The organism is Micromonospora sp. NPDC049048 (assembly GCF_043197615.1).
Lineage (GTDB): Bacteria > Actinomycetota > Actinomycetes > Mycobacteriales > Micromonosporaceae > Micromonospora.
Map to the genome: position 1 here is coordinate 102144 of NZ_JBICTM010000007.1, position 22940 is coordinate 125083.

General features: G+C 73.0%; 19 protein-coding genes. 3 read left to right on the forward strand and 16 right to left on the reverse strand.

From position 1 onward, the window contains the following. Positions 1–1142 precede the first annotated feature (1142 nt). The 9 genes from ACGFIG_RS22420 to ACGFIG_RS22460 all read right to left on the reverse strand — a co-directional run bounded on the left by ACGFIG_RS22420 (position 1143) and on the right by ACGFIG_RS22460 (position 10088). The gene (locus tag ACGFIG_RS22420) at positions 1143–2675 is read right to left on the reverse strand and encodes a replication-associated recombination protein A (RefSeq protein WP_393005769.1); all 1533 of its coding nucleotides are present in this window, start codon (positions 2673–2675) and stop codon (positions 1143–1145) included. 74 nt (positions 2676–2749) lie between these two features. Next, positions 2750–2962, reverse strand: a complete 213-nt coding sequence (locus tag ACGFIG_RS22425; RefSeq protein ID WP_074318554.1) for a hypothetical protein — start codon at positions 2960–2962, stop codon at positions 2750–2752. Positions 2963–3077: 115 nt separating this feature from the next. Beyond that, the gene (locus ACGFIG_RS22430; RefSeq protein WP_393005771.1) at positions 3078–4415 is read right to left on the reverse strand and encodes an MFS transporter; all 1338 of its coding nucleotides are present in this window, start codon (positions 4413–4415) and stop codon (positions 3078–3080) included. Then, positions 4412–5038: an ArsR/SmtB family transcription factor gene (locus ACGFIG_RS22435; RefSeq protein ID WP_393005773.1), complete on the reverse strand. Its 627-nt coding sequence runs from the start codon at positions 5036–5038 to the stop codon at positions 4412–4414. The genes ACGFIG_RS22430 and ACGFIG_RS22435 overlap by 4 nt, the downstream gene beginning before the upstream one ends. Before the next feature lie 71 nt (positions 5039–5109). After that, positions 5110–5283: a hypothetical protein gene (locus tag ACGFIG_RS22440; RefSeq protein ID WP_393005775.1), complete on the reverse strand. Its 174-nt coding sequence runs from the start codon at positions 5281–5283 to the stop codon at positions 5110–5112. A 13-nt stretch (positions 5284–5296) separates the two neighbouring features. Further along, positions 5297–6109, reverse strand: coding sequence for an SDR family oxidoreductase (locus ACGFIG_RS22445; RefSeq protein ID WP_393005777.1), 813 nt, complete (start codon positions 6107–6109; stop codon positions 5297–5299). Positions 6110–6229: 120 nt separating this feature from the next. Further along, complete coding sequence (aspS, locus tag ACGFIG_RS22450) at positions 6230–8035, reverse strand: aspartate--tRNA ligase (RefSeq protein WP_393005778.1); 1806 nt, start codon at positions 8033–8035, stop codon at positions 6230–6232. A gap of 284 nt (positions 8036–8319) precedes the next feature. Further along, on the reverse strand, positions 8320–9369 hold the full coding sequence (locus tag ACGFIG_RS22455) for a S1 family peptidase (RefSeq protein WP_393005780.1): 1050 nt from the start codon (positions 9367–9369) through the stop codon (positions 8320–8322). A 242-nt stretch (positions 9370–9611) separates the two neighbouring features. Beyond that, positions 9612–10088: a winged helix-turn-helix transcriptional regulator gene (locus tag ACGFIG_RS22460; protein WP_393005782.1), complete on the reverse strand. Its 477-nt coding sequence runs from the start codon at positions 10086–10088 to the stop codon at positions 9612–9614. Positions 10089–10144: 56 nt separating this feature from the next. Between ACGFIG_RS22460 and ACGFIG_RS22465 the strand changes: the two genes are divergently transcribed. Continuing rightward, entirely contained in the window at positions 10145–10660 is a 516-nt protein-coding gene (locus tag ACGFIG_RS22465) for a PaaI family thioesterase (protein ID WP_393005784.1), read from the forward strand. A gap of 190 nt (positions 10661–10850) precedes the next feature. On the opposite strand, the gene ACGFIG_RS22470 is transcribed toward ACGFIG_RS22465, so the two are convergent. The 3 genes from ACGFIG_RS22470 to ACGFIG_RS22480 form a co-directional block, all read right to left on the reverse strand. Then, positions 10851–11783 (reverse strand): acyl-ACP desaturase, encoded by a 933-nt coding sequence (locus ACGFIG_RS22470; protein ID WP_393005786.1) that lies wholly within the window; start codon positions 11781–11783, stop codon positions 10851–10853. Between the two features lie 69 nt (positions 11784–11852). Beyond that, entirely contained in the window at positions 11853–13181 is a 1329-nt protein-coding gene (gene hisS, locus ACGFIG_RS22475) for a histidine--tRNA ligase (RefSeq protein ID WP_393005788.1), read from the reverse strand. Between the two features lie 73 nt (positions 13182–13254). After that, positions 13255–13971: an MBL fold metallo-hydrolase gene (locus ACGFIG_RS22480; protein WP_393005790.1), complete on the reverse strand. Its 717-nt coding sequence runs from the start codon at positions 13969–13971 to the stop codon at positions 13255–13257. 288 nt (positions 13972–14259) lie between these two features. Between ACGFIG_RS22480 and ACGFIG_RS22485 the strand changes: the two genes are divergently transcribed. Further along, entirely contained in the window at positions 14260–15147 is an 888-nt protein-coding gene (locus tag ACGFIG_RS22485; RefSeq protein WP_393005792.1) for a peptidylprolyl isomerase, read from the forward strand. 63 nt (positions 15148–15210) lie between these two features. Beyond that, on the forward strand, positions 15211–16050 hold the full coding sequence (locus tag ACGFIG_RS22490; protein ID WP_393005794.1) for a peptidylprolyl isomerase: 840 nt from the start codon (positions 15211–15213) through the stop codon (positions 16048–16050). 238 nt (positions 16051–16288) lie between these two features. On the opposite strand, the gene ACGFIG_RS22495 is transcribed toward ACGFIG_RS22490, so the two are convergent. The 4 genes from ACGFIG_RS22495 to secD all read right to left on the reverse strand — a co-directional run bounded on the left by ACGFIG_RS22495 (position 16289) and on the right by secD (position 22740). After that, complete coding sequence (locus ACGFIG_RS22495) at positions 16289–18778, reverse strand: RelA/SpoT family protein (protein WP_393005796.1); 2490 nt, start codon at positions 18776–18778, stop codon at positions 16289–16291. A gap of 170 nt (positions 18779–18948) precedes the next feature. After that, positions 18949–19515: an adenine phosphoribosyltransferase gene (locus ACGFIG_RS22500; protein WP_393005797.1), complete on the reverse strand. Its 567-nt coding sequence runs from the start codon at positions 19513–19515 to the stop codon at positions 18949–18951. Positions 19516–19616: 101 nt separating this feature from the next. Further along, positions 19617–20813, reverse strand: coding sequence for a protein translocase subunit SecF (gene secF / locus ACGFIG_RS22505; protein ID WP_393005799.1), 1197 nt, complete (start codon positions 20811–20813; stop codon positions 19617–19619). A gap of 1 nt (position 20814) precedes the next feature. Beyond that, positions 20815–22740: a protein translocase subunit SecD gene (gene secD / locus ACGFIG_RS22510; protein ID WP_393005801.1), complete on the reverse strand. Its 1926-nt coding sequence runs from the start codon at positions 22738–22740 to the stop codon at positions 20815–20817. Between the last annotated feature and the right edge of the window lie 200 nt (positions 22741–22940).

The following is a 22940-nucleotide window of genomic DNA, read 5'->3' on the forward strand; positions in this document are numbered from 1 at the left end:
GGCGTCACCGGAACGCGGCGGGACCTCCTCCTCGGCGGCGCGGCGTCGGCCCGTCGAGGCGCCGGAGCGCCGGCCGTGGTCGGTCCCGTCGCCACCGGGCGCCGGTGGGGCGGCTGCGGGCACGGGTCCGGTGCCGTCCGTCGGCACGGGTGCGCCGGCGTCGACCGGGCCCCGCCGCATCCGGCCGGACCGGGGGTCACGTCCGTCGGTCGGTGCCGCGCGCAGCTCACCGGTCGGCGGGCCGGCCGGCGGGCGCGGGGCGCCGGGCGGCGGGACGCTCGCCCGCGCGGCGCCCACGGCACCGACGGGCCGTCCAGCGGCTCCGGGTGGCGGCGGGCCGGCCGGCGCCCGACCGTCGGCTCGCTGCCCGGCTGCCGACCCTGGCGGCTGCGGCGCGTCCGGCGCGGCGGAGTGCGGGTGCGCCGGCGCGCCCGGACGCGGTCCGGTCGGCGCGGCGGCCTGCGCGCGGGGAGGCGTCCCGGGCTGCGACCCGGCGCGGGAGCCGGCGGCCGGCCCGGGCTGCGGGCCGGTCCGGAAGGCGGCCTGCGGGTCAGTGGGGAAACCGGCCGGCGGGTTGGGCGGGGGACCCACCGGCGGACCGGCCGGAGGGGCCGCCTGCGGACCCGTCGCGGTGCCGGCCCGCAGGCCTGCCGGAGTGCCGGTACGCGGGCGCGTCTCCACACCGTCCGGACCGGGCTGCGGTCGCCCGGCCGCCGGAGGACGGCGGGCCGGCTGGTGCGGCGGGACGGGGGCGGCGGGACCGGCCGGCCGGGGCGGTTCCGGCGCGCCGGGCCAGGGCCCGTCCACCGGGCGGGGGCGCGGGGGTTCGGCCTCGCCGCGGCGCACGGGAGGCGCGGCGGCCGGGCCGGTGCCGCGGTGCGGCGGTGGCCCGGCGGGGCCCGGAGGCGGCGTCGGGTCACCCGGGCGCGGCCCGGGAGGCGAGGCGGCCTCCGCCCCGCCCGGCCCCAGCTCGGTCCGCTGCTGCTTGGCCGACCGCAGATCGTCGATCCAGCCGAACTCCTCGCCGCTGATCGGCTCCTCGGGCTCGGCCTCGGCCTTGCCCCGCCCCCAGCGGCGTCCCTTGGCACGGGAGTCGCGCCGCTCGTCGGGGCCGTCCTCCGGTCGCTCCGAACCACGCGATCTCACTGGTGACCCTCCCCGGCGGCGTCGCTGCCGCCCTCTCGCGCCGCCTCGGCGCCGCCCGTGTCCGTCTGCCGGCGGCCGTTGCCCGCCGGTCCGCTCCCGACCGTCACCGACACCTCCGCGGACGCAGCCGGCGCTGATGCCGGTGCCGGTGCCGGTAGCCCCCGGACGATACGGCGCAGCAGCGGCAGCCGCGTGGCGACCGAGCGTTCGGCCCCGTGTTGGCTGGGCCGGTAGTAGTCGGTGCCGGCAAGGTCGTCGGGGGCGTACTGCTGGGTGACCACGCCGCGCTGGTCGTCGTGGGGGTAGCGGTAGCCGGTCCCGTGCCCCAGCCCCTTGGCGCCCGCGTAGTGCGCGTCCCGCAGCCCACGCGGCACCGGCCCGCCCCGACCGGCCCGTACGTCGGCGATGGCCGCGCCGATCGCGGTGGTCGCCGAGTTGGACTTCGGGGCGGTGGCCAGGTGGATGACCGCATGGGCGAGGTTGAGCTGCACCTCGGGCAGGCCGACGTACTCCACGGCGTGGGCGGCGGCCGTGGCCACACTGAGCGCCGTCGGGTCGGCCATGCCGACGTCCTCGCTGGCGAAGATGACCAGGCGGCGGGCGATGAACCGGGCGTCCTCGCCGGCGACCAGCATCCGGGCCAGCCAGTGCAGCGCGGCGTCCACGTCCGAGCCGCGCATGCTCTTGATGAAGGCGCTGGTGACGTCGTAGTGCGCGTCGCCGGCCCGGTCGTAGCGCACGGCGGCCACGTCCACCGCCTGCTCGGCGGTGGCGAGGTCGATCCGCCCGGCGCCGAGGGCCGCGGCGGAGGCCGCCGCCGCCTCCAGCGCCGTCAGCGCCTTGCGTACGTCACCGCCGGCGAGGCGTACGAGATGGTCCTCGGCCTCGGTCTCCAGGGTGAGCGCGCCGCCGAGGCCGCGCTCGTCGGCCACCGCGCGGCGCAGCAGGCCACGCACCGCCGCGTCGTCGAGCGGCTGAAGGGTGAGCAGCACGCACCGCGACAGCAGGGGCGAGATCACCGAGAAGTACGGGTTCTCGGTGGTCGCCGCGAGCAGCGTGACCGTGCGGTCCTCGACGGCGGCGAGCAGCGAATCCTGCTGGGTCTTGCTGAACCGGTGCACCTCGTCGATGAAGAGCACGGTCTGCGGGCCGCCGGAGCGGCGCTGGCGGCGGGCGGTGTCGATCACCGCGCGCACGTCCTTGACCCCCGCGGTGAGGGCGGACATGGCGACGAACCGGCGGTCCGTGGCCCGGGCCACGAGGTGCGCGATGGTCGTCTTGCCGCTGCCGGGCGGGCCCCAGAGGATGACCGACATCGGCGCGGTGGCCGAGACGAGTTGACGCAGCGGGGCACCGGGCGCGAGCAGGTGATCCTGCCCGACCAGCTCGTCGATGCTGCGCGGGCGCATCCGGACGGGCAGCGGCGAATCCTCCCCCACCGCCGTGAACCCGTCCACCCCGACGGAACCCGCGGGCGCGGGAGGCGCTCCGGCGGGCTGGCCGAGGGAGAAGAGGGCGTCGGACTCCATCACGGGAACAGTACCGGGCCCGGCCGACAGCGCCCGAAGCGCCGTCGGGCCGGGCCCGCGATGATCGCTTACGGTCAGCCGCGGCCCGGACGCCGGCCCCGGTACCAGCGGCCGCCGCCCCCGCCACGCGGACCGCTGCCGACCCCGGCCAGGTAGAGGGAGAGCAACAGGAGGCCGATGAGCACGAGGGTGTTCCAGTTGAACAGGTCCGGCGCACCGAAGTTGGTGTTCAGCAGGTCGATCAGCAGGGCGAATCCGAAAACGATCGCCGCGAGAATGGCGAGCATGTCGTTCCTCCGGTGGGGGTTACCAGTAGGTCGGCGCGGGATGTACCCAATCGGTCCGCTCGCCAATCCCCACAAGGGAGCAGGCCGGGCCGCCCCTGGTGACTCCCGGCGGGCGTCAGGTGCCGGGCATCCCGGCGGTCGCGGGCGTCGCCCCGTCGTGCGACCGCCCGTCCGCCGGCCCGTCGACCGAGCCGTCCCCGCAGCCGCCGGGCGTCGCGACGCGGCGACCTGCCCGCCAGGCGGGCAGGTAGAGCGGGGCGGCGACGGCCAGCACCACGGCTCCCACGAACAGTCCAAGACTGACGCTCGTGCGTTCGGCCAGTGCGGTCAGGACGACGGCGCCGAGCGCTCCGGCTCCTCCGGCCATCATCGAGTTCAGCGAGATGACACTGGTCCGGTAGGGGCCGTCGACCTGACGGTGCAGCAGCCCCATGTGCAGCGGGTTCGACGCGCCGTGCACGGCGTAGCAGGCCAGGTAGGCGATCAGCACCCCGACCGGACCGGCGAAGAGGCCCATTCCGACGACCGTGACGCCCTGCAGGACCCGCAGCAGCGCGGCGCTCGGCGCGGCGCCCAGGTGGCGCAGCATCAGCGGGGTCAGCGCGGCGCCGGCCGCGTTCGCCAGCCACGCCACCGAGGTGGCCGGGCCGAGCAGCGCCGCCGCCCGGTCGGCGTCGCCGACGACCTCCGCGAGCCGGACCGGCAGCAGCCCTTCGAAGGCGACCATGCCGAAGCCCCAGAAAAGCTCCACGGCCACCAGCGTCAACAGCACCCGGGAGCGGCGCAGCAGCCCGAACGCCTGCCCCACCATCCGGGGCGCCTCGGTGATCGAGGCGCGCAGCGCGCCGGCGCCCTTGGCGGAACGGGTCTCCACCAGCAGGATCAGCAGCGCGACCAGCGCCACCGTCTGAAGGGCGATGGCGGCGAGCACCGGCAGGGTCAGCGCGCTCACAGGCCCGATCGGGCCGAGTGCGACCAGGCCGCCGCTGAGCAGCGCACCGGCACCGATGGCGACACCGATCACGGTGCCGGCGTAGCCGAGGCCGCGCTCGTACTCGGCCTCCGGGTCGGCGGCGAGGGTGGCGTCGACGTACCAGGACTCCAGCGGGCCGCTGTCCAGTGCCCGGTAGACGCCCTGCAGCCCCCAGCACAGGACGAAGAGCCAGAACGAGTCGGCCACCACGAAGACGACGAGCGAGATCACGCAGGTCACCCAGGCGGCGACGAGCACGGGTTTGCGGCCGAGCGCGTCGGCGAACCCGCCGGTCGGCAGTTCCAGCGCGAGAACGATCAGACCCTGTGCGGTGACGACAAGACCGATCTGGGAGAGCGACAGGCCGCGTTCCTGCATCAGCAGGATCATCACGGGAATGAGCAGGCCGGCGGGCAGCCAGCGCAGGGCGTAGAGCACGAGGTAGCGACGCCGGATCTGGCGTACGGACAGGGCGCTCACCGGTCCTCCTCGGGCAGCGGGTCCGCGAGCCGCATGTCCGCCAGCATCGGGAAGGCCGCGAGGTAGATCTGCACCTGCTCCGCACCCGGCTCGGCCGGGTCGGCCTCGCTGTGGAACCGCTCCAGGACCCGCCACAGCTCGGCCTTGAGCGCCTCGAGCCGGGCGGGCGGGACGGTCATGAAGATGTCGCCCATGCCGAGGGCGTCACGCCAGGCCGGCGAGTACTTGTGGCGGACGGCGAACCACTGCTCGGCGTGCTCGACGAAGAACCGGACCTGGTCCCCTTCGATCCACTCGATGGCCGCCCGGGCGTCCGGGTCGTCGTCGAAGTCGCTGGGCTCCCAGTTGGTGACGTCGTGTGCCGCACGCCAGAACCGCTGCCGCCCGGTGCCGAGGTCCGGATCCTCCACGACGAGGCCGACCTCGGCGAGCTGCCGCAGGTGGTAGCTGGTGGCCCCGGTGTTGGTGCCGAGCAGCTCGGCGAGGCGGGTGGCGGTCGACGGTCCCTTGATCCGTAGCGCGCCGAGCAGACGCATCCGCAGCGGGTGCGCCAGCACCCGTACCTGCCGGTGATCGATCCGCACCTCGCGGGACGGCCCACGGGCCGCTGAGGGGTTCTCCATTCCTGCACAATATCTGTGCACACTTTCTCTGCACAAGATTTGTGCAGAGAAAGTGTGCATTGTCGCCACGGCTACCGGGCCGGCCAGCGAAGTGAGCAGCTCACGCCCCGCGCGGTCAGCGGGGTGAGCAGTTGACGCACGTGGTCGGCGAGTGAGCAGTTCGCGCACGCGGCCAGCGGGGTGAGCAGTTCGCGCCCCAGCGGCACCGGCGACATCGGGCCGCGCGGGGAGGAAGGCGCGCTCACCGACGCGCAGGAGTCAGCGGTTGAGCAGTTCGCGCACCCCGCGCAGGCGGGTGCCGAGCAGCCGGGCGGCGCGGGTGGAGTCGAGGCGCACGTCGGTCGGGCGGAGCACGCCCGCGGCGGCGCCGCTGGTGGTCTTCATGCCGGCCGGGTCGATGCCGCTGTACGCGGCGACCAGCAGGCCCAACTCCGCGCGGCTGACCGCGTCGGGGCCGGCCACGTTGAGCGGGCCGGCGTAGTCCGTGCCGAGGAGTTCCAGCACGGCGGCGGCCAGATCGGTGACGTCGATCGGGCAGCGGAGTTCGTCGGTGAACAGGCTCGCCCGGCCGGCGAGCGCGTCGCGGCAGAGCTGGATCTGCTTGCTCCCCTCCCCGACGATCAGCGAGGTACGCACCAGCGCCGCGCCCGGGTCGAGGACGCGCACCGCCGTCTCGGCCGCCGCCTTGGCCGCCCCGTACGGGAACACGGGGCTGGGCGGCTCGTCGTCGCCGTACGGCTCGGGGCGGCCGGCGTGCAGCGCGTCGCTGGAGATGTGCACCAGCCGGGTTCCCGCCTCGGCGGCGGCGTACGCGACGTGCGCCGCACCGTCGGCGGTGACCGCCCAGTCGCCGTACCGGTAGGGGGTGCCGACGACCGCGTCCGGGCGCACCTCGGCGACCAGCGCGCGGACCGCGTCGCGGTCGGTCACGTCCAGCCGCCGCGCCGCCACCCCCGGCGTCCCGATCGCCCCCGAGTGGTACGTCCCGACCACGCTCCACCCGGCACTGACCGCCTGCCGGCACACCTCCGACCCCAGAAACCCGCTACCCCCCACCACGAGCAGCCTCATCCCACCCACCCCACCCCTAGCGTTGATCATGAAGTTATCGCGTTGCCACCCGGCGTGTCACGACAACAACTTCATGATCAACCGCGAGGACGGGGTGGGTGGGGGTGGGCTACGGGTGGGTCAGGTGGGGTCCGCGACCGGGGCGGCCGGGCCGGCCGTGCCGGTGTGCGGGGCGGCCGCCGGCTTGGGCTTGGCGTCGATGCCGGCCTCGGTGCGCTGCTGGGCGGTGATCGGCGTCGGCGCGCCGGTCAGCGGGTCGAAGCCGCCCCGGGTCTTCGGGAAGGCGATGACCTCGCGGATCGAGTCCGCGCCGGCGAGCAGCATGCAGACCCGGTCCCAACCGAAGGCGATGCCACCGTGCGGCGGGGCACCGTACTTGAACGCCTCCAGCAGGAAGCCGAACTTGTCCTGCGCCTCCTCGGGCGTGATGCCGAGCAGGTCGAAGACCCGCTTCTGCACGTCGCCCCGGTGGATACGGATGGAGCCGCCGCCGATCTCGTTGCCGTTGCAGACGATGTCGTACGCGTAGGCCAGCGCGCGGTCCGGCGCTTCCTCGAACCGGTCGACCCACTCGGCGTTCGGCGAGGTGAACGGGTGGTGCACGGCCGTCCAGCCGCCCTCGTCGGTCTTCTCGAACATCGGCGCGTCGACCACCCAGCAGAACGCCCAGGCGCTCTCGTCGACCAGCCCGGCCCGCTTGGCGATCTCGATGCGCGCCGCGCCGAGCAGCTCCTGCGCCTCGCGGGTGTTCGCGCTCGCGGCGAAGAAGACGGCGTCGCCCGGCTTGGCGCCGACCGCGTCGGCGAGCCCGCCCAGGTGCTCGGCGGAGAGGTTCTTCGCCACCGGCCCGCGCGCCTCGCCGGTCTCGGCGTCGAGCACCACGTACGCCAGGCCGCGCGCGCCACGCGCCTTGGCCCAGTCCTGCCAGCCGTCGAGCTCCTTGCGGCTCTGCGAGGCGCCGCCCGGCATGACGACCGCGCCGACGTAACCGCCCGCGTCGATCGCGCCGGCGAAGACCCGGAACTCGGTGCCGCGCAGGTAGTCGGTCAGCTCGGTCAGCTCGACGCCGTAGCGCAGGTCGGGCTTGTCGGAGCCGTACCGGGCCATCGCGTCGTGCCAGGTGATGCGCGGGATCGGCCGGGCGATCTCGTGGCCGGCCAGGTCCTTCCACAGCGCCGAGACGATCGCCTCGCCGAGGTCGATCACGTCGTCCTCGGTGACGAAGGACATCTCGATGTCGAGCTGGGTGAACTCCGGCTGCCGGTCGGCGCGGAAGTCCTCGTCGCGGTAGCAGCGGGCGATCTGGTAGTACCGCTCCATGCCGCCGACCATCAGCAGCTGCTTGAACAGCTGCGGCGACTGCGGCAGCGCGTACCAGCTGCCGGGCTGGAGGCGTACCGGCACCAGGAAGTCGCGGGCACCCTCCGGGGTGGACCGGGTCAGCGTCGGGGTCTCGATCTCGAGGAAGTCCCGCTCGTGCAGCACCGTGCGGGCGAGCTGGTTGGCCCGCGAGCGCAGCCGCATCGCCTTGGCCGGGCCGCTGCGACGCAGGTCGAGGTAGCGGTAACGCAACCGGATGTCGTCGCCGGCCTCGACCTGGTCGTCCACCGGCAGGGGCAGCGGCGCCGCCTCGGAGAGCACCTCCAGCTCGGCGGCGGTCACCTCGATCTCGCCGGTCGGCAGCTCCGGGTTCTCGTTGCCCTCGGGGCGGCGGGTCACCTCGCCGGTCACCCGCACGCAGAACTCGTTGCGCAGCGCGTGCGCGTCCTCCTCGCGGAACACCACCTGGACCACGCCGGAGCCGTCGCGCAGGTCGACGAAGATCACGCCGCCGTGGTCGCGCCGGCGGGCCACCCACCCGGCGAGCGTCACCGTGGTGCCGGCGTCCGTCGCGCGCAGGCTGCCGGCGTCATGGGTACGGATCACGACTTGCGTCTCCTCATCTGCGGTACACCGTTACCCCTGGCATTCTGTCAGCCTTCCCCCGCCACCGGTTGCGGGGTGAGGGAGGCAGGGCTCCGGTCGCCGACGCGGATCCCCTCCCGCCCTACAGCGGGATGTCCCAGGCGCGCGCGGTCAGCACCACCGTCCCGTCGTCGTTGACGTCGCTGACCTGCACCAGGGCCATCTTCCAGGTGTCGCCGACTCCCGGGTCCGGGCATGCGAACGGGCCGCCGGGATGACCCGGCGGCCCGCTGAGGTGCGATCGATCAGAAGATGCTGACGCCGTAGCGGCTCAGCGCCTCACCGACCGGCTGGAAGAAGGTCGTGCCGCCGACGCTGCAGTTGCCGCTGCCGCCCGAGGTCAGGCCCAGGGCGATGGTGCCGCTGAACAGCGAGCCGCCGCTGTCGCCCGGCTCGGCGCAGACGTTGGTGCGGATCAGGCCGGAGACCGAGCCCTCGGCGTAGTTCACCGTGGCGTTGAGCGCGGTCACCGAGCCGCTGCGCAGGCCGGTGGTGCTGCCGGAGCGCTGCACCGACTGGCCGACGTAGGCGTTGCCGGCGGCGGTGATGTCCCGGAAGGTGCCGTTGTAGAGGGAGACGTTGCCGGCCGCGTTGGCGGAGTTGCTGTGCCGCACGATGCCGTAGTCGTTGCCCGGGAAGCTGGTGCCGGTACGGGTGCCCAGCAGGCTGGTCTGGCCGGAGTTGCTGTACCAGCTGGAGGCGATGTTGGTGCAGTGCCCGGCGGTCAGGAAGTAGTAGGTGCTGCCGCTGCGGACGTTGAAGCCGAGGGAGCAGCGACCGCCGCCGCCGGCGTAGATGGCCTGGCCGCCGGAGATCCGGGTGCTGAGCACGCCCGAGTCGGCCTCGATCCGGATCGCGCCGTTCATCCGCTCGGCGGCGGCCTTGACGCGCTCCAGCTTGGCGCCGGTGACGGTGCTGTCGACGGAGACGACGACCTGGTTGGTGGCCGGGTCGGTCCACCACGCGGTGCCCGGGATCTTGGCGGAGCGGTCCAGCTCCGAGGTGGCCCGGGCCAGCTCGCTGGCGCCGCGCTTGACGATCTTCGGGACGGCGCCGGCGGCGCTGACCTGACGGGCGGCGAGCGCGTCGGTCACGGTGACGACCATCTTGCCGTTGGCGTCGGCGTACGTGCCGGCGGAGCGGTCGCCGAGGCGCTCGGCCAGGCCGGCGGCGGCGTCGGGCGAGGCGAACGAGGGTGCGGCCTGGGCGGGCGCGCCGATCAGCGAACCGGCGACCATGGCGCCGGCCGCGGCGATGACGGCGGCACGACGGAGCGAGGACCTCGTGGGTCGCATACAACAACCTCCAGGGAGGGGGCGACAGGCCCTCGCCGGGGCGACAAGGGCCAGGACCAGCCCGGCCGATCTGGGGGTACCGGCCGAGCTCACTGAAGTATTCACATACTTAAGTTCGTATGCAAGACCCGGCTTTGTCCTTTTCGCCCCGGCTGCGGCGGCCACCACCCGGAAATGACGTTGATATCGACTCATGGCCATGCGTTGATCGGCGGACGCACTCGGTCGGCGCGGCGGCGCACTCAGTCGGCGCGGCGGCGCGCACCGGGCCCCGGACGCGGCACCACGTCACGCGGCCGGGCGACGTCGTGCCCGCGCTCGCAGCGCAGCGCGACGCGGACCTCGCCGCCGCAGTCGCGGTGCGCGACCGTCAACGACGAGCCCTCCGGGTCGGCCAGGTAGCGGTCCCCCCAGCCGAGGACGGCGACCAGCACCGGCCACAGGTCGAGCCCCATGTCGGTCAGCCGGTACTCGTGGCGTTCCCGGCTGCCGGGCTCCCGGTAGGGCTCGCGCCGCAGGACGCCGCGCTCCACCAGCATCGTCAGCCGGTTGGTGAGCACCTGCCGGGGCACGCCGGTGCGTACCCGCATATCGTCGAAGCGACGGACGCCATTGAAGACCTCGCGCAGGACGACGAGGGTCCACCGCTCGCCCAGCACCTCCATCGCCCGGGCGATGGTGCAGTTCTCCACCGACCAGTCCAGTGCCGTGGGTCTCATGCGCTCCAGGCTAGGTTCGATTGACAGACTCAGCAACGTACTGCGAGGCTGGGTCCATGACGCAGACGCAGGATCCGGTGCGCAGCCGTACCTTCTCGTGGTCCGACCCGGGGGTCAACGCCGCGCACGTCGGCCGGCGCGACGGCCTGGACCTGCTCCGCGCGATGATCGCCGGCGAGCTGGCGGCGCCGCCCATCATGCACCTGGTCGACATGTCCCGGATGGAGGCCGACAAGGGCTGGGTGGCCGTCGAACTGGTCCCCCAGGAGTTCCACTACAACCCGCTCGGCACCGTGCACGGCGGGGTCATCGCCACCCTGCTGGACACCGCCGCGGCGTGCGCGGTACACACCACCCTGCCGGCCGGGGTCGGCTACACCTCGCTGGACCTGAACGTGAAGTACCTCCGCGCGGTCACCGTCGCGAGCGGCACGCTGCGCTGCGAGGGCACCGTGCTGCAGAGCGGGCGCCGTACCGCCTTCGCCGAGGCCAAGCTGCTCGACGCGAAGTCGCGCCTGGTGGCCCACGCCACCTCGACCTGCCTCCTCTTCCCCCTCGAACACAGCGCCTGACCCGGGGAAAAAGAACGCTCCGGGCGCGGCTGTCGTCAGAGAGAGCCAGCGCCAGCCGCGCCCGGAGTCCGGGGCCGCCAACGGCCGGAGCATCACAGCCGGTATAGGCCGCAGCATCGGAGCCCGCCAGCGGCCGCAGCATCGGAGCCGCCAGCGGCCGCGACAATCGGGGCCGGTGGCGGCCGGAAGCTCAGCGGGCGGCCAGGCGGGCGGCGCGGGCGTCCCGCTTCTCCTCGAAGCGCGACGCGGCGCGCTCCAGATCGTCGAGGTGCGCGGCGATGGCGTCGCGGGCGGCCTCGCCGTCGGCGTCGAGGCCGGTCACGTTGAAGACGTCCCACTGGCGCAGCACCGGCGCCACCACCTCGTCGCGGTGCTGGCGCAGGTCGTAGATGCCGGCGAGGGCGATCGCCACCGACTTGCGGGCGAAGCCCTCGATGCCGTTGCCGGGCATCTGGAAGTCGGCCACCACGTCGGCGACGGCCCGCATCGCCTGGCTCGGCGCCAACTCGAAGGCCCCGGCCAGCAGGTTGCGGTAGAAGACCATGTGCAGGTTCTCGTCCGCCGCGACGCGGGCCAGCAGGGCCTCGCACGCCGGGTCGCCGGTGACCCGCCCGGTGTTGCGGTGCGAGATCCGGGTGGCCAACTCCTGGAACGAGACGTACGCCAGGGAGTGCAGCACCTCGTCGTCGTGCACGTTGGCGTACCCGGCGGACATGTGCGTCATCCGCGCCCGCTCCAGGGCCACCGGGTCCACCGCCCGGGTGACGGTGAGGTAGTCGCGGATGGCGGTGCCGTGCCGCCCCTCCTCGGCGGTCCACCGGTGCACCCACGTGCCCCAGGCGCCGTCCCGACCGAACAGGGTGGCGATCTCGTGGTGGTACGAGGGCAGGTTGTCCTCGGTCAGCAGGTTGACGATCAGGGCGGTGCGGGCCACGTCGGGGATGGTCGAGTCGCCCTCCGACCACGCCTCGCCGCCCAGCGGCCCGTCGAAGGTGCGCCCCTCGCTCCACGGCACGTACTCGTGCGGGAACCACTCCTTGGCGATGGCGAGGTGCCGGTCGAGGTTCTTCTCGACGACGGGTTCCAGCTCGCGGAGCAGGGCGGTCTGGCTGAGTACGGTCACGACGATCTCCCTACGGTGACGTAACTTACGCCACCGTAGGTCCGATCGTCCGTACGCGCCAGTAACGTCTCAGCTGACCAGCGGCCTGAGGTCGGCCCGGGGCGGCGTCCACTCCCCCGCCGCCGCGGCCACCTGCTCACCCGAGCGGATGTCCTTCACCTCGTCGGCGGCGCCGTCGACCCCGGGGAACCAGACGTACGGGATGCCCCGCCGCTCGGCGTACCGGATCTGCTTGCCGAACTTCGCCGCGCTCGGCGACACCTCGGTCGGCACGCCCCGGCTGCGCAGCGCCTCGGCCACCCGGTTGCTCGCCGGCCGCTGCTCCTCGCTGGTCACCGCGACCAGGACGCAGGTCGGCACGTCCCGCGACACCGACAGCGCTCCGGCGCCGAAGAGCAGCCCGAGCAGCCGGGTCACCCCGATCGAGATGCCCACCCCCGGGAAGCGGGCGGCGCCGGAGCTGGCCAGGTTGTCGTACCGGCCGCCGGAGCAGATCGAGCCGAACCGCTCGTAGCCGATCATCTGCGTCTCGTAGACGGTGCCGGTGTAGTAGTCCAGGCCACGGGCGATGCGCAGGTCGGCCACACAGAGCCCCGGCGAGTGCGCGGCGGCGGTCTCGACCACCCGGACCAACTCCTCGACGCCCTCGTCGAGCAGCGGGTCGGTGACGCCCAGGGCGCGTACCGCGTCGGCGAAGGAGGCGTCCGGCGCGGAGATCTCGGCCAGCGCCAGGACGGCCTTGGCCTGCGCCTCGCTCGCCCCGGCGGTCTGCGCCAGCAGCTCGGTCACCTTCGCCGGGCCGATCTTGTCGAGCTTGTCCACCGCGCGCAGGGCCGCCTCGGGGTCGGACAGCCCGATGCCCCGGTAGAAGCCCTCGCAGATCTTGCGGTTGTTGACCTGGATCCGCACCGGCGGGATCGGCAGCGAACGCAGCGCGTCGCCGATGACCAGCGGCATCTCCGCCTCGTGGTGCGGGGCCAGGGTGTCGCGGTCGACGATGTCGATGTCGGCCTGGAGGAACTCGCGGTAGCGCCCCTCCTGCGGCCGCTCGCCCCGCCACACCTTCTGGATCTGGTAGCGGCGGAACGGGAACTGCAACTTGCCGGCGTTCTCGAGCACGTAGCGGGCGAACGGCACGGTCAGGTCGAAGTGCAGACCGAGCGCGTCGTCGCCGGCCGGCCCGTCGGTGTCGGCCTGCAGGCGCCGGATCAGGTAGACCTCCTTGGAGGTCTCGCCCTTGCGCAGCAGCTGGTCCAGCGGCTCCACCGCGCGGGTCTCCAGCGGGGCGAAGCCGTACAGCTCGAAGGTGTCGCGGATCCGCTCCAGGACGTACTGCTCGATCATCCGCTGCGCGGGCGTCCACTCCGGGAAGCCGGAGATGGGCGTGGGCTTGCTCATGATGCTCCGTTCGGCGTCCGCGCGTCGCGCGGGAAAGGTCGTCGGTGCGGCCGTCGGGGCCGGCGCGGGCCGGTCAGAGGCCGCGGGCGGGGGCCGCCGGTCGCGCGCCGCCACCCGCCACCTCGACGAGGTACGGGTTGGTCGCGCGCTCGCGGCCGATGGTGGTCGCGGGGCCGTGGCCGGGCAGTACGACGGTGTCGTCGGCCAGCGGGAGGATCTTGTCCCGGAGGCTGTTGACCATCCTCGTCATGCTGCCACCCGGCAGGTCGGTGCGGCCGATCGAGCCGGCGAACAGGACGTCACCGGAGAGGCAGAGCTGATCCGCCTCCCACGGCGAGCCGGCGGCCGGCAGCCGGAACAGCACCGACCCGCCGGTATGGCCCGGAGCGTGGTCGACGGTGATCTCCAGCCCGGCGAGGGCGAGCGTGGCGCCGTCGGTCAGCTCGGCCACGTCCTCCGGCTCGGTGTACGGCAGCCGCCCGCCGAAGAGCGCGCTGAGGTCCGCCGACAGCCCCTTGGCCGGGTCGGCGAGCATCTCCCGGTCGCCGGGGTGCACGTACGCGGTGATGCCGCGCGCGCCGCAGACCGGCGCGACCGAGAACGTGTGGTCGAGGTGGCCGTGGGTGAGCAGGACGGCGGCCGGGTGCAGCCGGTGCTCGGCCAGCAGGGCGTCGAGCCGGTCGAGCACCCCGATGCCGGGGTCGACCACCACGCACTGCTCCCCCGGCGCGGCGGCGACCACGTAGCAGTTGGTGCCGAAGGCGTCCGCGGGAAAGCCGGCCACGAGCACGTCCGCTCCCCTTCCGTCGATCCTGTCCTCTGTCGCCAGCCTATCGGGCGGCGCGACCCGGTTCCGCGCGTCCGTCCCAGCCGTCCCACGAGGCACACCGCCCGCGCCCCGGCCGGCCCCGGCGCGGGCACAGTGACTCGTTCCGATAACACAGCCCGGACCTCGTACACCACTTTCCCAGCCGGTAGCCGTACACTCTGGCGGGCGTGTGGCGTGGCGCACCGCCATCGAACGGGCGCGGGACGCCCGACCACCGGTGACGACCAGGGTAGAGGAAGGGGAGCACGGGTGGCTTCCAGCAGGGACCGGCAGCGCAAACTGGCGCGCGCCAAGCTCGACCGGCAGCTCGCCCGCCGGGCCGCCGCCGCCAGACGTCGTCGGCAGATCCAGGCCGGCGTCGGCGTCGCCGTCGTCCTCATGCTGATCGTGGCCGGCTCGGCGTGGGCGCTCGGTGCCTTCGACGACGAGCCGAAGGAGAACACGGCCGCCGAGGACGTCTGCCTGTGGACGCCCCAGGATGCCACCGCGAACACCAACCTCAAGGACGTCGGCACCCCGGCCACCAAGGACCTGCCGACCGACGGCGTACGCCCGATGACGATCACCACCAACCAGGGTGCGCCGATCACCGTCGAGCTGGACCTGGCCGGCGCCCCCTGCGCGGCGGCGAGCATCGCCCACCTCGCCAGCCGGTCGTTCTACGACAACACCAAGTGCCACGAGATCACCGCCGAGGGCGCGGTGCGCTGCGGCGACCCGAGCGGCACCGGGCTCGGCGGCCCCACCTACTCGTTCTACGACGAGAACGTCCCCACGGCGCCGTCACCCTCGGCCAGCCCCGCGGCCGGGCAGCCCGCGACCTACCCGAAGGGCACGGTCGCGATGATCGCCAACCCGCCGGGCGTCAACGGCAGCCAGTTCCTGATGTTCTTCAAGGACTTCACCACGGCCGACCCGAAGTACCCGGTCATCGGCCGGGTCACCGGCGGGATCGACGTGGTGGCGAAGATCGGTGCCACGCCGACCGTGGACAATGGGACGGGGGCCAAGGTCAAGCCCAAGGACGACGCCGTGGTCGTGCAGAGCCTGACCGTCGGTGAGCCCGTGGCGCAGGCGACCCCGGCGCCCGCGCCGTCCGCTTCGGGCACTCCGGCGGCCAGCCCGAGCGCCGGCTGACCCGGCCGCCCCACCCACCTCAGCGGCACCGACCGCGCACAGACAGCCCAGGAGGATCCAGGCGTGACGTCCACCAGAGAGCGGCAGCGCGCGGCGGCGCGCGCCCGGCTCGAGAAGGAGATGGCCGAGCGCGCGGCCAGGGCCCGCAAGCGCCGGCAGACCCAGACGATCGTGGGGGCAGCTTCCGTCCTGGTCCTCGTCGTCGCCGGCACGGTCTGGCTCGTCACCACCCTCGGCGGCGACGACGACAAGACCGACACCGCCGGCCCGGGCGCCGGCAACGTGCAGTGCGCCTGGACCGAGATCCCCACCGACCAGCGGACCAAGCAGATCAAGGACGTCGGGCTGCCGGCCGTGCAGCAGTCGGCCACGGGCACCCAGACGATGACGATCGACACCAACCTGGGCCCGATCACCGCCACGATCGACCGGTCGGCGGTGCCCTGCACCGCGGGCAGCTTCACCCACCTGGCGGAGAAGAAGTTCTTCGACAACAGCAAGTGCCACCGGCTGGTGACCGAGGGCATCAAGGTGCTCCAGTGCGGTGACCCGAGCGCGACCGGCAAGGGCTGGCGGGAGACCGACGGCACCGGCGGCCCGAGCTACCGGCTCGCCGAGGAGAACCTGCCCACCGACAAGCGGCCCCCGTACCCGGAGGGCGTCATCGCGATGGCCAAGTCGAGCGAGCCGGGCAGCACGGGCAGCCAGTTCTTCATCGTCTACGGCGACTCGCCGCTGGACCCGAACTACACCGTCCTGGGCACCATCACCGGCGGCATGGACCTCGTGAAGCAGGTCGCGGCGGCGGGCGACGACAAGGCGTTCGCGCAGCAGGCCGGCGGTGGCCACCCGAAGAAGGAAGTCACGATCAAGACGCTCACCATGAGCGCCCCCCAGGGCTGACCCACACCCCTGTCGTACGACGAGCGCCCGCCGGCACCGCCGGCGGGCGCTTCGCTTCGCGCCTTCCACCCCGGCCCCGGTGTCGCCTGCGGGCCCTGCCCCTTCGGAACCTCGCGGTGGATGCGGCAGGGCCGCCCCCGGCCCGGTCAGATGCCGGGTCGGGGGCGCGGGTGTGCGGACCCGGCACACCCGATCCGGCTCATGGCACAGCAGCGGGTCCAGCGGCAGGCCCGGCGGGTCAGGCGCCGGAGGTGACGCGGTAGGCGTCGAAGACGCCGTCGACCTTGCGTACCGCCGCCAGCAGGTGGCCCAGGTGCTTCGGGTCGGCCATCTCGAAGCTGAACCGGCTCACCGCCACCCGGTCGCGGGTGGTGGTGACCGTCGCGGAGAGGATGTTCACCCGCTCCTCGGAGAGCACCCGCGTCACGTCGGCGAGCAGCTTGTGCCGGTCCAGCGCCTCGACCTGGATGGCGACCAGGAACGTCGACGCCGAGGTGAGCTTCCAACTCACCTCGACCACCCGCTCGGCCTGCGCCCGCAGGTCCTCGGCGTTGGCGCAGTCGTCGCGGTGCACGCTGACCCCGCCGGAACGCGTGACGAAGCCGAAGACCGAGTCCGGCGGCACCGGCGTGCAGCAGCGGGCCAGCTTGATCCACACGTCGCTGACCCCGCGTACGACCACGCCGGGGTCGGCGCTGCTCTGCCGGCTGCGCGGGGGCCGGGTGGCGACGGCGGTCTCGGCGATGTCCTCCGCCGCGCCCTCCTCGCCGCCGTACGCGGCCATCAGCTTCTGCACCACCGACTGGGCGGAGACCTGGCTGTCGCCGACGGCGGCGTAGAGGGAGGCCACGTCGGCCAGGTGCAGGTCCCGGGCGATCGCCATCAGCGCGTCGGAGGTGAGCATCCGCTGCAACGGCATGCCCTGCTTGCGCATCGCCTTGACGATCGCGTCCTTGCCGGCCTCGATCGCCTCCTCGCGCCGCTCCTTGTTGAAGTACTGCCGGATCTTCGTCCGCGCCCGCGGGCTCTTGACGAAGCCCAGCCAGTCCTGCGTCGGCCCGGCCGTGTCGGACTTCGAGGTGAAGATCTCGATCACGTCGCCGTTGGACAGCGTCGATTCGAGGGGCACCAGCTTGCCGTTGACCCGCGCCCCGATGCACTTGTGCCCGACCTCGGTGTGCACCGCGTACGCGAAGTCCACCGGCGTCGACCCCGTCGGCAGTGGGATGACGTCACCCTTCGGGGTGAAGACGTACACCTCCTGGCTGGACAGGTCGAAGCGCAGCGCGTCGAGGAACTCGCTCGGGTCGGCCGCCTCCCGCTGCCAGTCCAGCAGCTGACGCAGCCAGGTCATCTCGTCGATGTGCGCGGGCGGGCCGACGATCTGGGTGCCCTTGTGCTCCTTGTACTTCCAGTGCGCGGCGATGCCGAACTCGGCGGTGCGGTGCATGGCGTACGTGCGGATCTGCATCTCCACCGGCTTGCCGGTGGGCCCGATGACCGTCGTGTGCAACGACTGGTACATGTTGAACTTGGGCATCGCGATGTAGTCCTTGAACCGGCCCGGCACCGGCTGCCAGTTGGCGTGGATGACGCCCAGCGCCGCGTAGCAGTCCCGCACCGTGTCGACCAGGATCCGCACCCCGACCAGGTCGTAGATGTCGTTGAAGTCGCGGCCTCGGACGATCATCTTCTGGTAGATCGAGTAGAGGTGCTTCGGCCGCCCGGTGGTCTCCGCCTTGATCTTGGCGGCCTTCAGGTCGGTCTGCACCTTCTGCGTCACCTGGCGCAGCAGCGCCTCCCGCTGCGGCTGGTGCTCCCCGATGAGGCGGTTGATCTCCTCGTAGCGCTTCGGGAAGAGCGTGCCGAAGGCCAGGTCCTCCAGCTCCCACTTGATCGTGTTCATACCCAGCCGGTGGGCCAGCGGGGCCAGGATCTCCAGCGTCTCCTTCGCCTTCTGCTCCTGCTTGGGGCGGGGCAGGAAGGTGAGGGTACGCATGTTGTGCAGCCGGTCGGCCAGCTTGATCACCAGCACCCGCGGGTCCTTGGCCATCGCGACGACCATCTTGCGGATCGTCTCGGCCTTGGCCGCGTCGCCCAGCTTGACCTTGTCGAGCTTGGTCACCCCGTCGACCAGCAGCGCCACCTCGCCGCCGAAGTCGGCGCGCATCTGGTCGAGGGTGTATTCGGTGTCCTCGATGGTGTCGTGCAGCAGCGCGGCGATCAGGGTGGTGGTGTCCATGCCCAGGTTGGCCAGGATCGTGGCCACCGCGAGCGGGTGGGTGATGTAGGGGTCGCCGGACTTGCGGTACTGCCCGGAGTGCCAGCGGGCCGCCGTGTCGAAGGCGCGCTGCAACAGCCGCGCGTCCGCCTTGGGGTGGGCGTCCCGGTGGGTCGAGATCAGCGGCTCCAGCACCTCGCTGACCTGCGAGGACTGCCACGGTGCGTTGAACCGCGCCAGCCGCGCCCGGACCCTGCGGCCGGTGGGCGCGGTGGAGAGCGCGAAACCGGCGCTCGGGACGGGGTCGCCGACGCCGTCGGACGGGAACGGAAGCACGACCCCCTCGGCCGTCGTGGCCGGCGTGTCGGGGCGTACGGACTCGGCCGTGCCGGTCGCGCCGGGGCCCGTCTCCGGGGCCTGTGCGTCACCTGGTGCGGTCACCGAGCCGTCCGCGTCGCCTGTCGGGTACACCGTGCCCTCCACCGGAGGGGCGACATCGTGGGACACCGGCCTCCTCACCGCTCGCCGGGAAAACACCGACCGTGCGCCGGCCGGCCTGGTCTCGCGCCGCCCGGACGGGTCCCGCCCGGTCAGCAAAGGGCAATGCTACCCGCACGCACGGTGCCCCGCCGCTCCGCCGGACGGTCCGCACCGGGTCCGCCCGACGGTCGGCCGGGTCAAACGGTCAGCAGGGCATGCACCGGGCGCGGGGCCAGCCGCTCCCGGCCGCCGAGGAACGCGAGCTCCAGCAGGACTGTGAAGCCGGCCACGCTGCCGCCGGCCCGCTCCACCAGGCCCAGCGTCGCCTCGGCGGTGCCGCCGGTGGCCAGCACGTCGTCGACCACCAGCACCCGACGCCCGGCCGTGAAGGCGTCCTCGTGCACCTCCAGCGTGGCCTCGCCGTACTCCAGCGCGTAGGAGGCCGAGTGGGCCGCTCGGGGCAGCTTGCCGGCCTTGCGCACCGGCACCACGCCGACCCCGGTCGCGTACGCGATGGCCGCCGCGACCACGAACCCGCGCGCCTCGATGCCGACGACCACGTCGAACGAGCCCCGCCCGTGGTACGCGACGATCCCGTCGATCACCTCGCGGAAGACGTCGCCGTCGGCGAACAGCGGCATCAGGTCCTTGAACAGGACACCGGGCTTCGGGAAGTCGGGCACGTCGAGCACCCGGCTCGCGACCAGCGCGGCGGTGTCCGGGCCGCTGTCTCCCCGTGCCACGGTGCTGTGGGTCTCCGTCACGGCAGTTCCGCTTCCCTTCACGACGACGGCGTCCTGCATGCTGCTCGCACAGCATGAAGGACGCCGTCGGATCGGTTCCTACCGGGTCTGCCCGGCCCGGCTCAGCGCCGCTTGCCGCCACCCGGCCGGTTGCCACCGCCGCCGGCCGGTCGGCCGCCCCGGGCCCCGGTCGGCCGCTTTCCGGCCGGTCGGGCACCCACCCGGGGCGCGGCGCCGGCCAGCGCGGCCGACTCCGCGTCGACCGGCTCGTCGTCGGACTCGTCGCTCCGGGGAGCGGCGCCCTTCGGGGTGACCTCGCCCCGGGCGACAGCGCCCCGGCGGGCCAGCACGCGCTTGTTGTGCGCCTGGATGCGCGGCTCGTAGTTCTTGAGCAGCACCAGCAGCGGCGTGGCCAGCAGGATCGAGGTCAGGAACGCCACCGCCATACCGACGAAGAGCACCAGGCCGAGGTCCTTCAGCGTGCCCGCGCCGAGCAGGCCGGCGCCGATGAAGAGCAGACCACCGACCGGCAGCAGCGCGACCACCGACGTGTTCAGCGACCGCATGAGGCTCTGGTTGATCGCCAGGTTGGCCGCCTCGCCGTACGTCTGGTTGTTGTTCGCGGTGATGCCGCGGGTGTTCTCCTGCACCTTGTCGAAGACCACCACCACGTCGTAGAGCGCGAAGCCCAGGATGGTGAGGAAGCCGATGACCGTCGACGGGGTGACCTCGAAGCCGACCAGCGAGTAGATGCCGGCGGTGAGGATCAGGTTCATGATCAGCGAGGAGACGGCCGCGACCGCCATCCGCCACTCGAAGCGCAGAACCAGGTAGATCATCACCACCGCGATGAAGATGACCAGACCGAGCAGCGCCCGGGACGTGACCTGGCTGCCCCACGCCTCGCTGACCTGGTTGCCGCTGATGGTGGCCGCGTCGATGCCGAACTCCTCGGCGATCTCGGCCTTGACGGCGTTGGCCTGCTCGGTGTCGAGCTGGGTGGTGCGCACCTCGTAGAAGTCGCCGCCGGTGCCGCCGACCTTCTGCGTGGTGACCACGTGGGCACCGTCGCCGGCCGTGCCGAGCGCCTCTTCCACCTTCGCCTCGGTCTGCTCCAGCGTGCCGACGCTGGCCGGGATCTGGAACGAGTTGCCGCCGGCGAACTCGATGCCGAGGCTGAAGCCGCGCAGCCCGAAGCTGAGCACCGCCAGCAGGATCAGCCCGAGCGCGACGCCGAACCAGAGCTTGCGCCGGCCGACGATGTCGAGGCCTGCCTCACCGCGGTAGAGGCGGCTCGCGAGACCACTCTTGGCAGCCATCTCAGGCCTCCTTGGCGCGCGGGTTGCGGGACGTGGTCGGCTCGACCGTCCGGGGTGGCAGCGCCCGGCCGAGACCGCTGACCCGTGGGGACAGGAACGCGGAGGTGCGGGCGAACATCGTCATGATCGGGTGTCGGAAGAGGAAGACCACGACGAGGTCCAGCACCGTGGCCAGGCCGAGCGCGAAGGCGAAGCCCTTCACCGCGCCGACCGAGACCACGTAGAGCACCACGGCCGACATCAGCGTGATCGCGTTGGCCGAGATGATCGTGCGGCGGGCCCGGATCCAGGCGCGCGGCACGGCGCTGCGCGGGCTGCGTCCCTCGCGGATCTCGTCCTTGAGCCGCTCGAAGTAGATGACGAACGAGTCCGCCGCCACACCGAGTGAGACGATCATGCCGGCGATGCCGGCGAGGGTGAGGGTGAAGCCGATCTGCCGGCCGAGCACCACCAGCGCGCCGAAGACCAGCAGCGCCGAGAGGATCAGGCTCAGGAAGATGACGGAGCCGAGCAGGCGGTAGTAGAAGAACGAGTAGATGATGACCAGCGCCATGCCGATGCCCGCCGCGAGCAGACCCGCCCGCAGGTGGCTGGCACCCAGGGTGGCGGTGACGTTCTGCTGCTCCTGCGCCTCGAAGGTCACCGGCAGCGCGCCGTAGCGCAGCTGACCGGCCAGCGTGCTGGCGTCCTTCTGGGTGAAGTTGCCCGTGATCTGCGAGTTGCCCGTCAGCACGCCCTGGATCTCGGGCGAGGAGACGATCTCGTTGTCCAGCACGACGGCGACGCGGCACTTGCCGTCCTGGCCGAGCGCGCTGGCGTCGCAGGCCTGGCCCTCGTTGTTGAACGCCTCGCGGGTCAGGTTGGTCCACTTGGTCTGGCCGTCGCCCGTGAAGTCGAGGCTCACGACCCACTGGCTGGTCTGGTCCAGCACCGCGCTGGCGCCCTTGACGTCGGTGCCCAGCACCTTCGCCTGGTCGAGCAGGTACTTCGCGACGCCGTCCTCACAGGCCACCACCTGCTGGTCGGCGGCCGAGATCGAGGCCGGCGGGCGCTTGTCGAGCTGGGCGCAGCTGATCTGCGGCACGTTGAACTGCATCGCCGCCGGCAGCACCGCGACCTCACGCGCGTCCAGGGCGGCGAACGGCTTCAGCTTCTCGGCCAGCGACGGGTCGGCGGTCAGGTCGGCCGGGGCCTGCAGGCCGCTCGCGGCGGCCCAGGAGGCGGCGCCGACCTTCTGCTCGACGGCCTTGCGCTGCTCCTCGATGCTCTGCGGGGCGGGCTCGCCGCTGGCGCTCGGCGACGGCGCCGCGGCGCTGGGCGAGGCGGACGCGCTGGGCGAGGCCGACGCGCTCGGGGTCGGGGCCGATCCACCCTGACCGCCACTCGGCGACGGGGTCGCCTTCGCCGCGGCGCTGGCCGACGGGGCGGCGCTGCCGGAGGGCTTCGCGCTGCCCGACGGGGCCGGGGTCGCGCTGCCGGACGGGGCCGGGGTCGCGGTGGGCGCCGGGGCGGCGGTCGCACCGCTGCCGTCGGCGGCCTTGAGCACCTTGCGGAAGCGCAGCTCGGCGGCGCTGCCCACCTCGGTCAGGTCGCGGTTCTCACCGGGCAGGGAGATCACGATGTTGCGGTTGCCCTCGGTGACCACCTCGGCCTCGGCGACGCCGAAGGCGTTGACCCGGCTCTCGATGATCTGGCGGGCCTCTTCGAGGTTCTCCGCCGTCGGGGCCTGGCCGCCGATGCTGTTGGTCGCCTCGAGCGTCAGCCGGGTGCCGCCGACGAGGTCCAGGCCGAGTTTGGGCTCGAGCCGGTCCTTCCACCCGCCGCTGGCGCCGCCCGCGAAGAACACCAAAAGATAGAGGACGACGAAAATGAGCCCGAGCACGGCCAGTTGCCGTCCGGGGCGCATCTGTCCCTGAGGTGGTGCCACGGCTGTCCTGTCTCCCTGTACGGTCGCGCCGCTGGTGGCGGCGGGTGTCGGCCGGTCCGGCCGGCGGTTCCGACGGGCCGGCGTCGGAGGCCGACATCCCGGCTCCGGGACCCGGCGCGGGAGCGTCGAGCGGAACGGGACAAGCCGGCTTCCGGCGTCGGGCCCAACTATCCAGTTTTCACGTCGTCTCCGCTGCCCCG

Excerpts from the sequence above, each read along its gene's own strand:
- ACGFIG_RS22420 (WP_393005769.1), bottom strand. The coding sequence starts at position 2,675 with ATGGAGTCCGACGCCCTCTTCTCCCTCGGCCAGCCCGCCGGAGCGCCT.
- ACGFIG_RS22435 (WP_393005773.1), bottom strand. The coding sequence starts at position 5,038 with ATGGAGAACCCCTCAGCGGCCCGTGGGCCGTCCCGCGAGGTGCGGATC.
- secF (WP_393005799.1), bottom strand. The coding sequence starts at position 20,813 with ATGGCTGCCAAGAGTGGTCTCGCGAGCCGCCTCTACCGCGGTGAGGCA.
- ACGFIG_RS22425 (WP_074318554.1), bottom strand. The coding sequence starts at position 2,962 with ATGCTCGCCATTCTCGCGGCGATCGTTTTCGGATTCGCCCTGCTGATC.
- hisS (WP_393005788.1), bottom strand. The coding sequence starts at position 13,181 with ATGAGCAAGCCCACGCCCATCTCCGGCTTCCCGGAGTGGACGCCCGCG.
- ACGFIG_RS22455 (WP_393005780.1), bottom strand. The coding sequence starts at position 9,369 with ATGCGACCCACGAGGTCCTCGCTCCGTCGTGCCGCCGTCATCGCCGCG.
- ACGFIG_RS22465 (WP_393005784.1), top strand. The coding sequence starts at position 10,145 with ATGACGCAGACGCAGGATCCGGTGCGCAGCCGTACCTTCTCGTGGTCC.
- ACGFIG_RS22445 (WP_393005777.1), bottom strand. The coding sequence starts at position 6,109 with ATGAGGCTGCTCGTGGTGGGGGGTAGCGGGTTTCTGGGGTCGGAGGTG.
- ACGFIG_RS22460 (WP_393005782.1), bottom strand. The coding sequence starts at position 10,088 with ATGAGACCCACGGCACTGGACTGGTCGGTGGAGAACTGCACCATCGCC.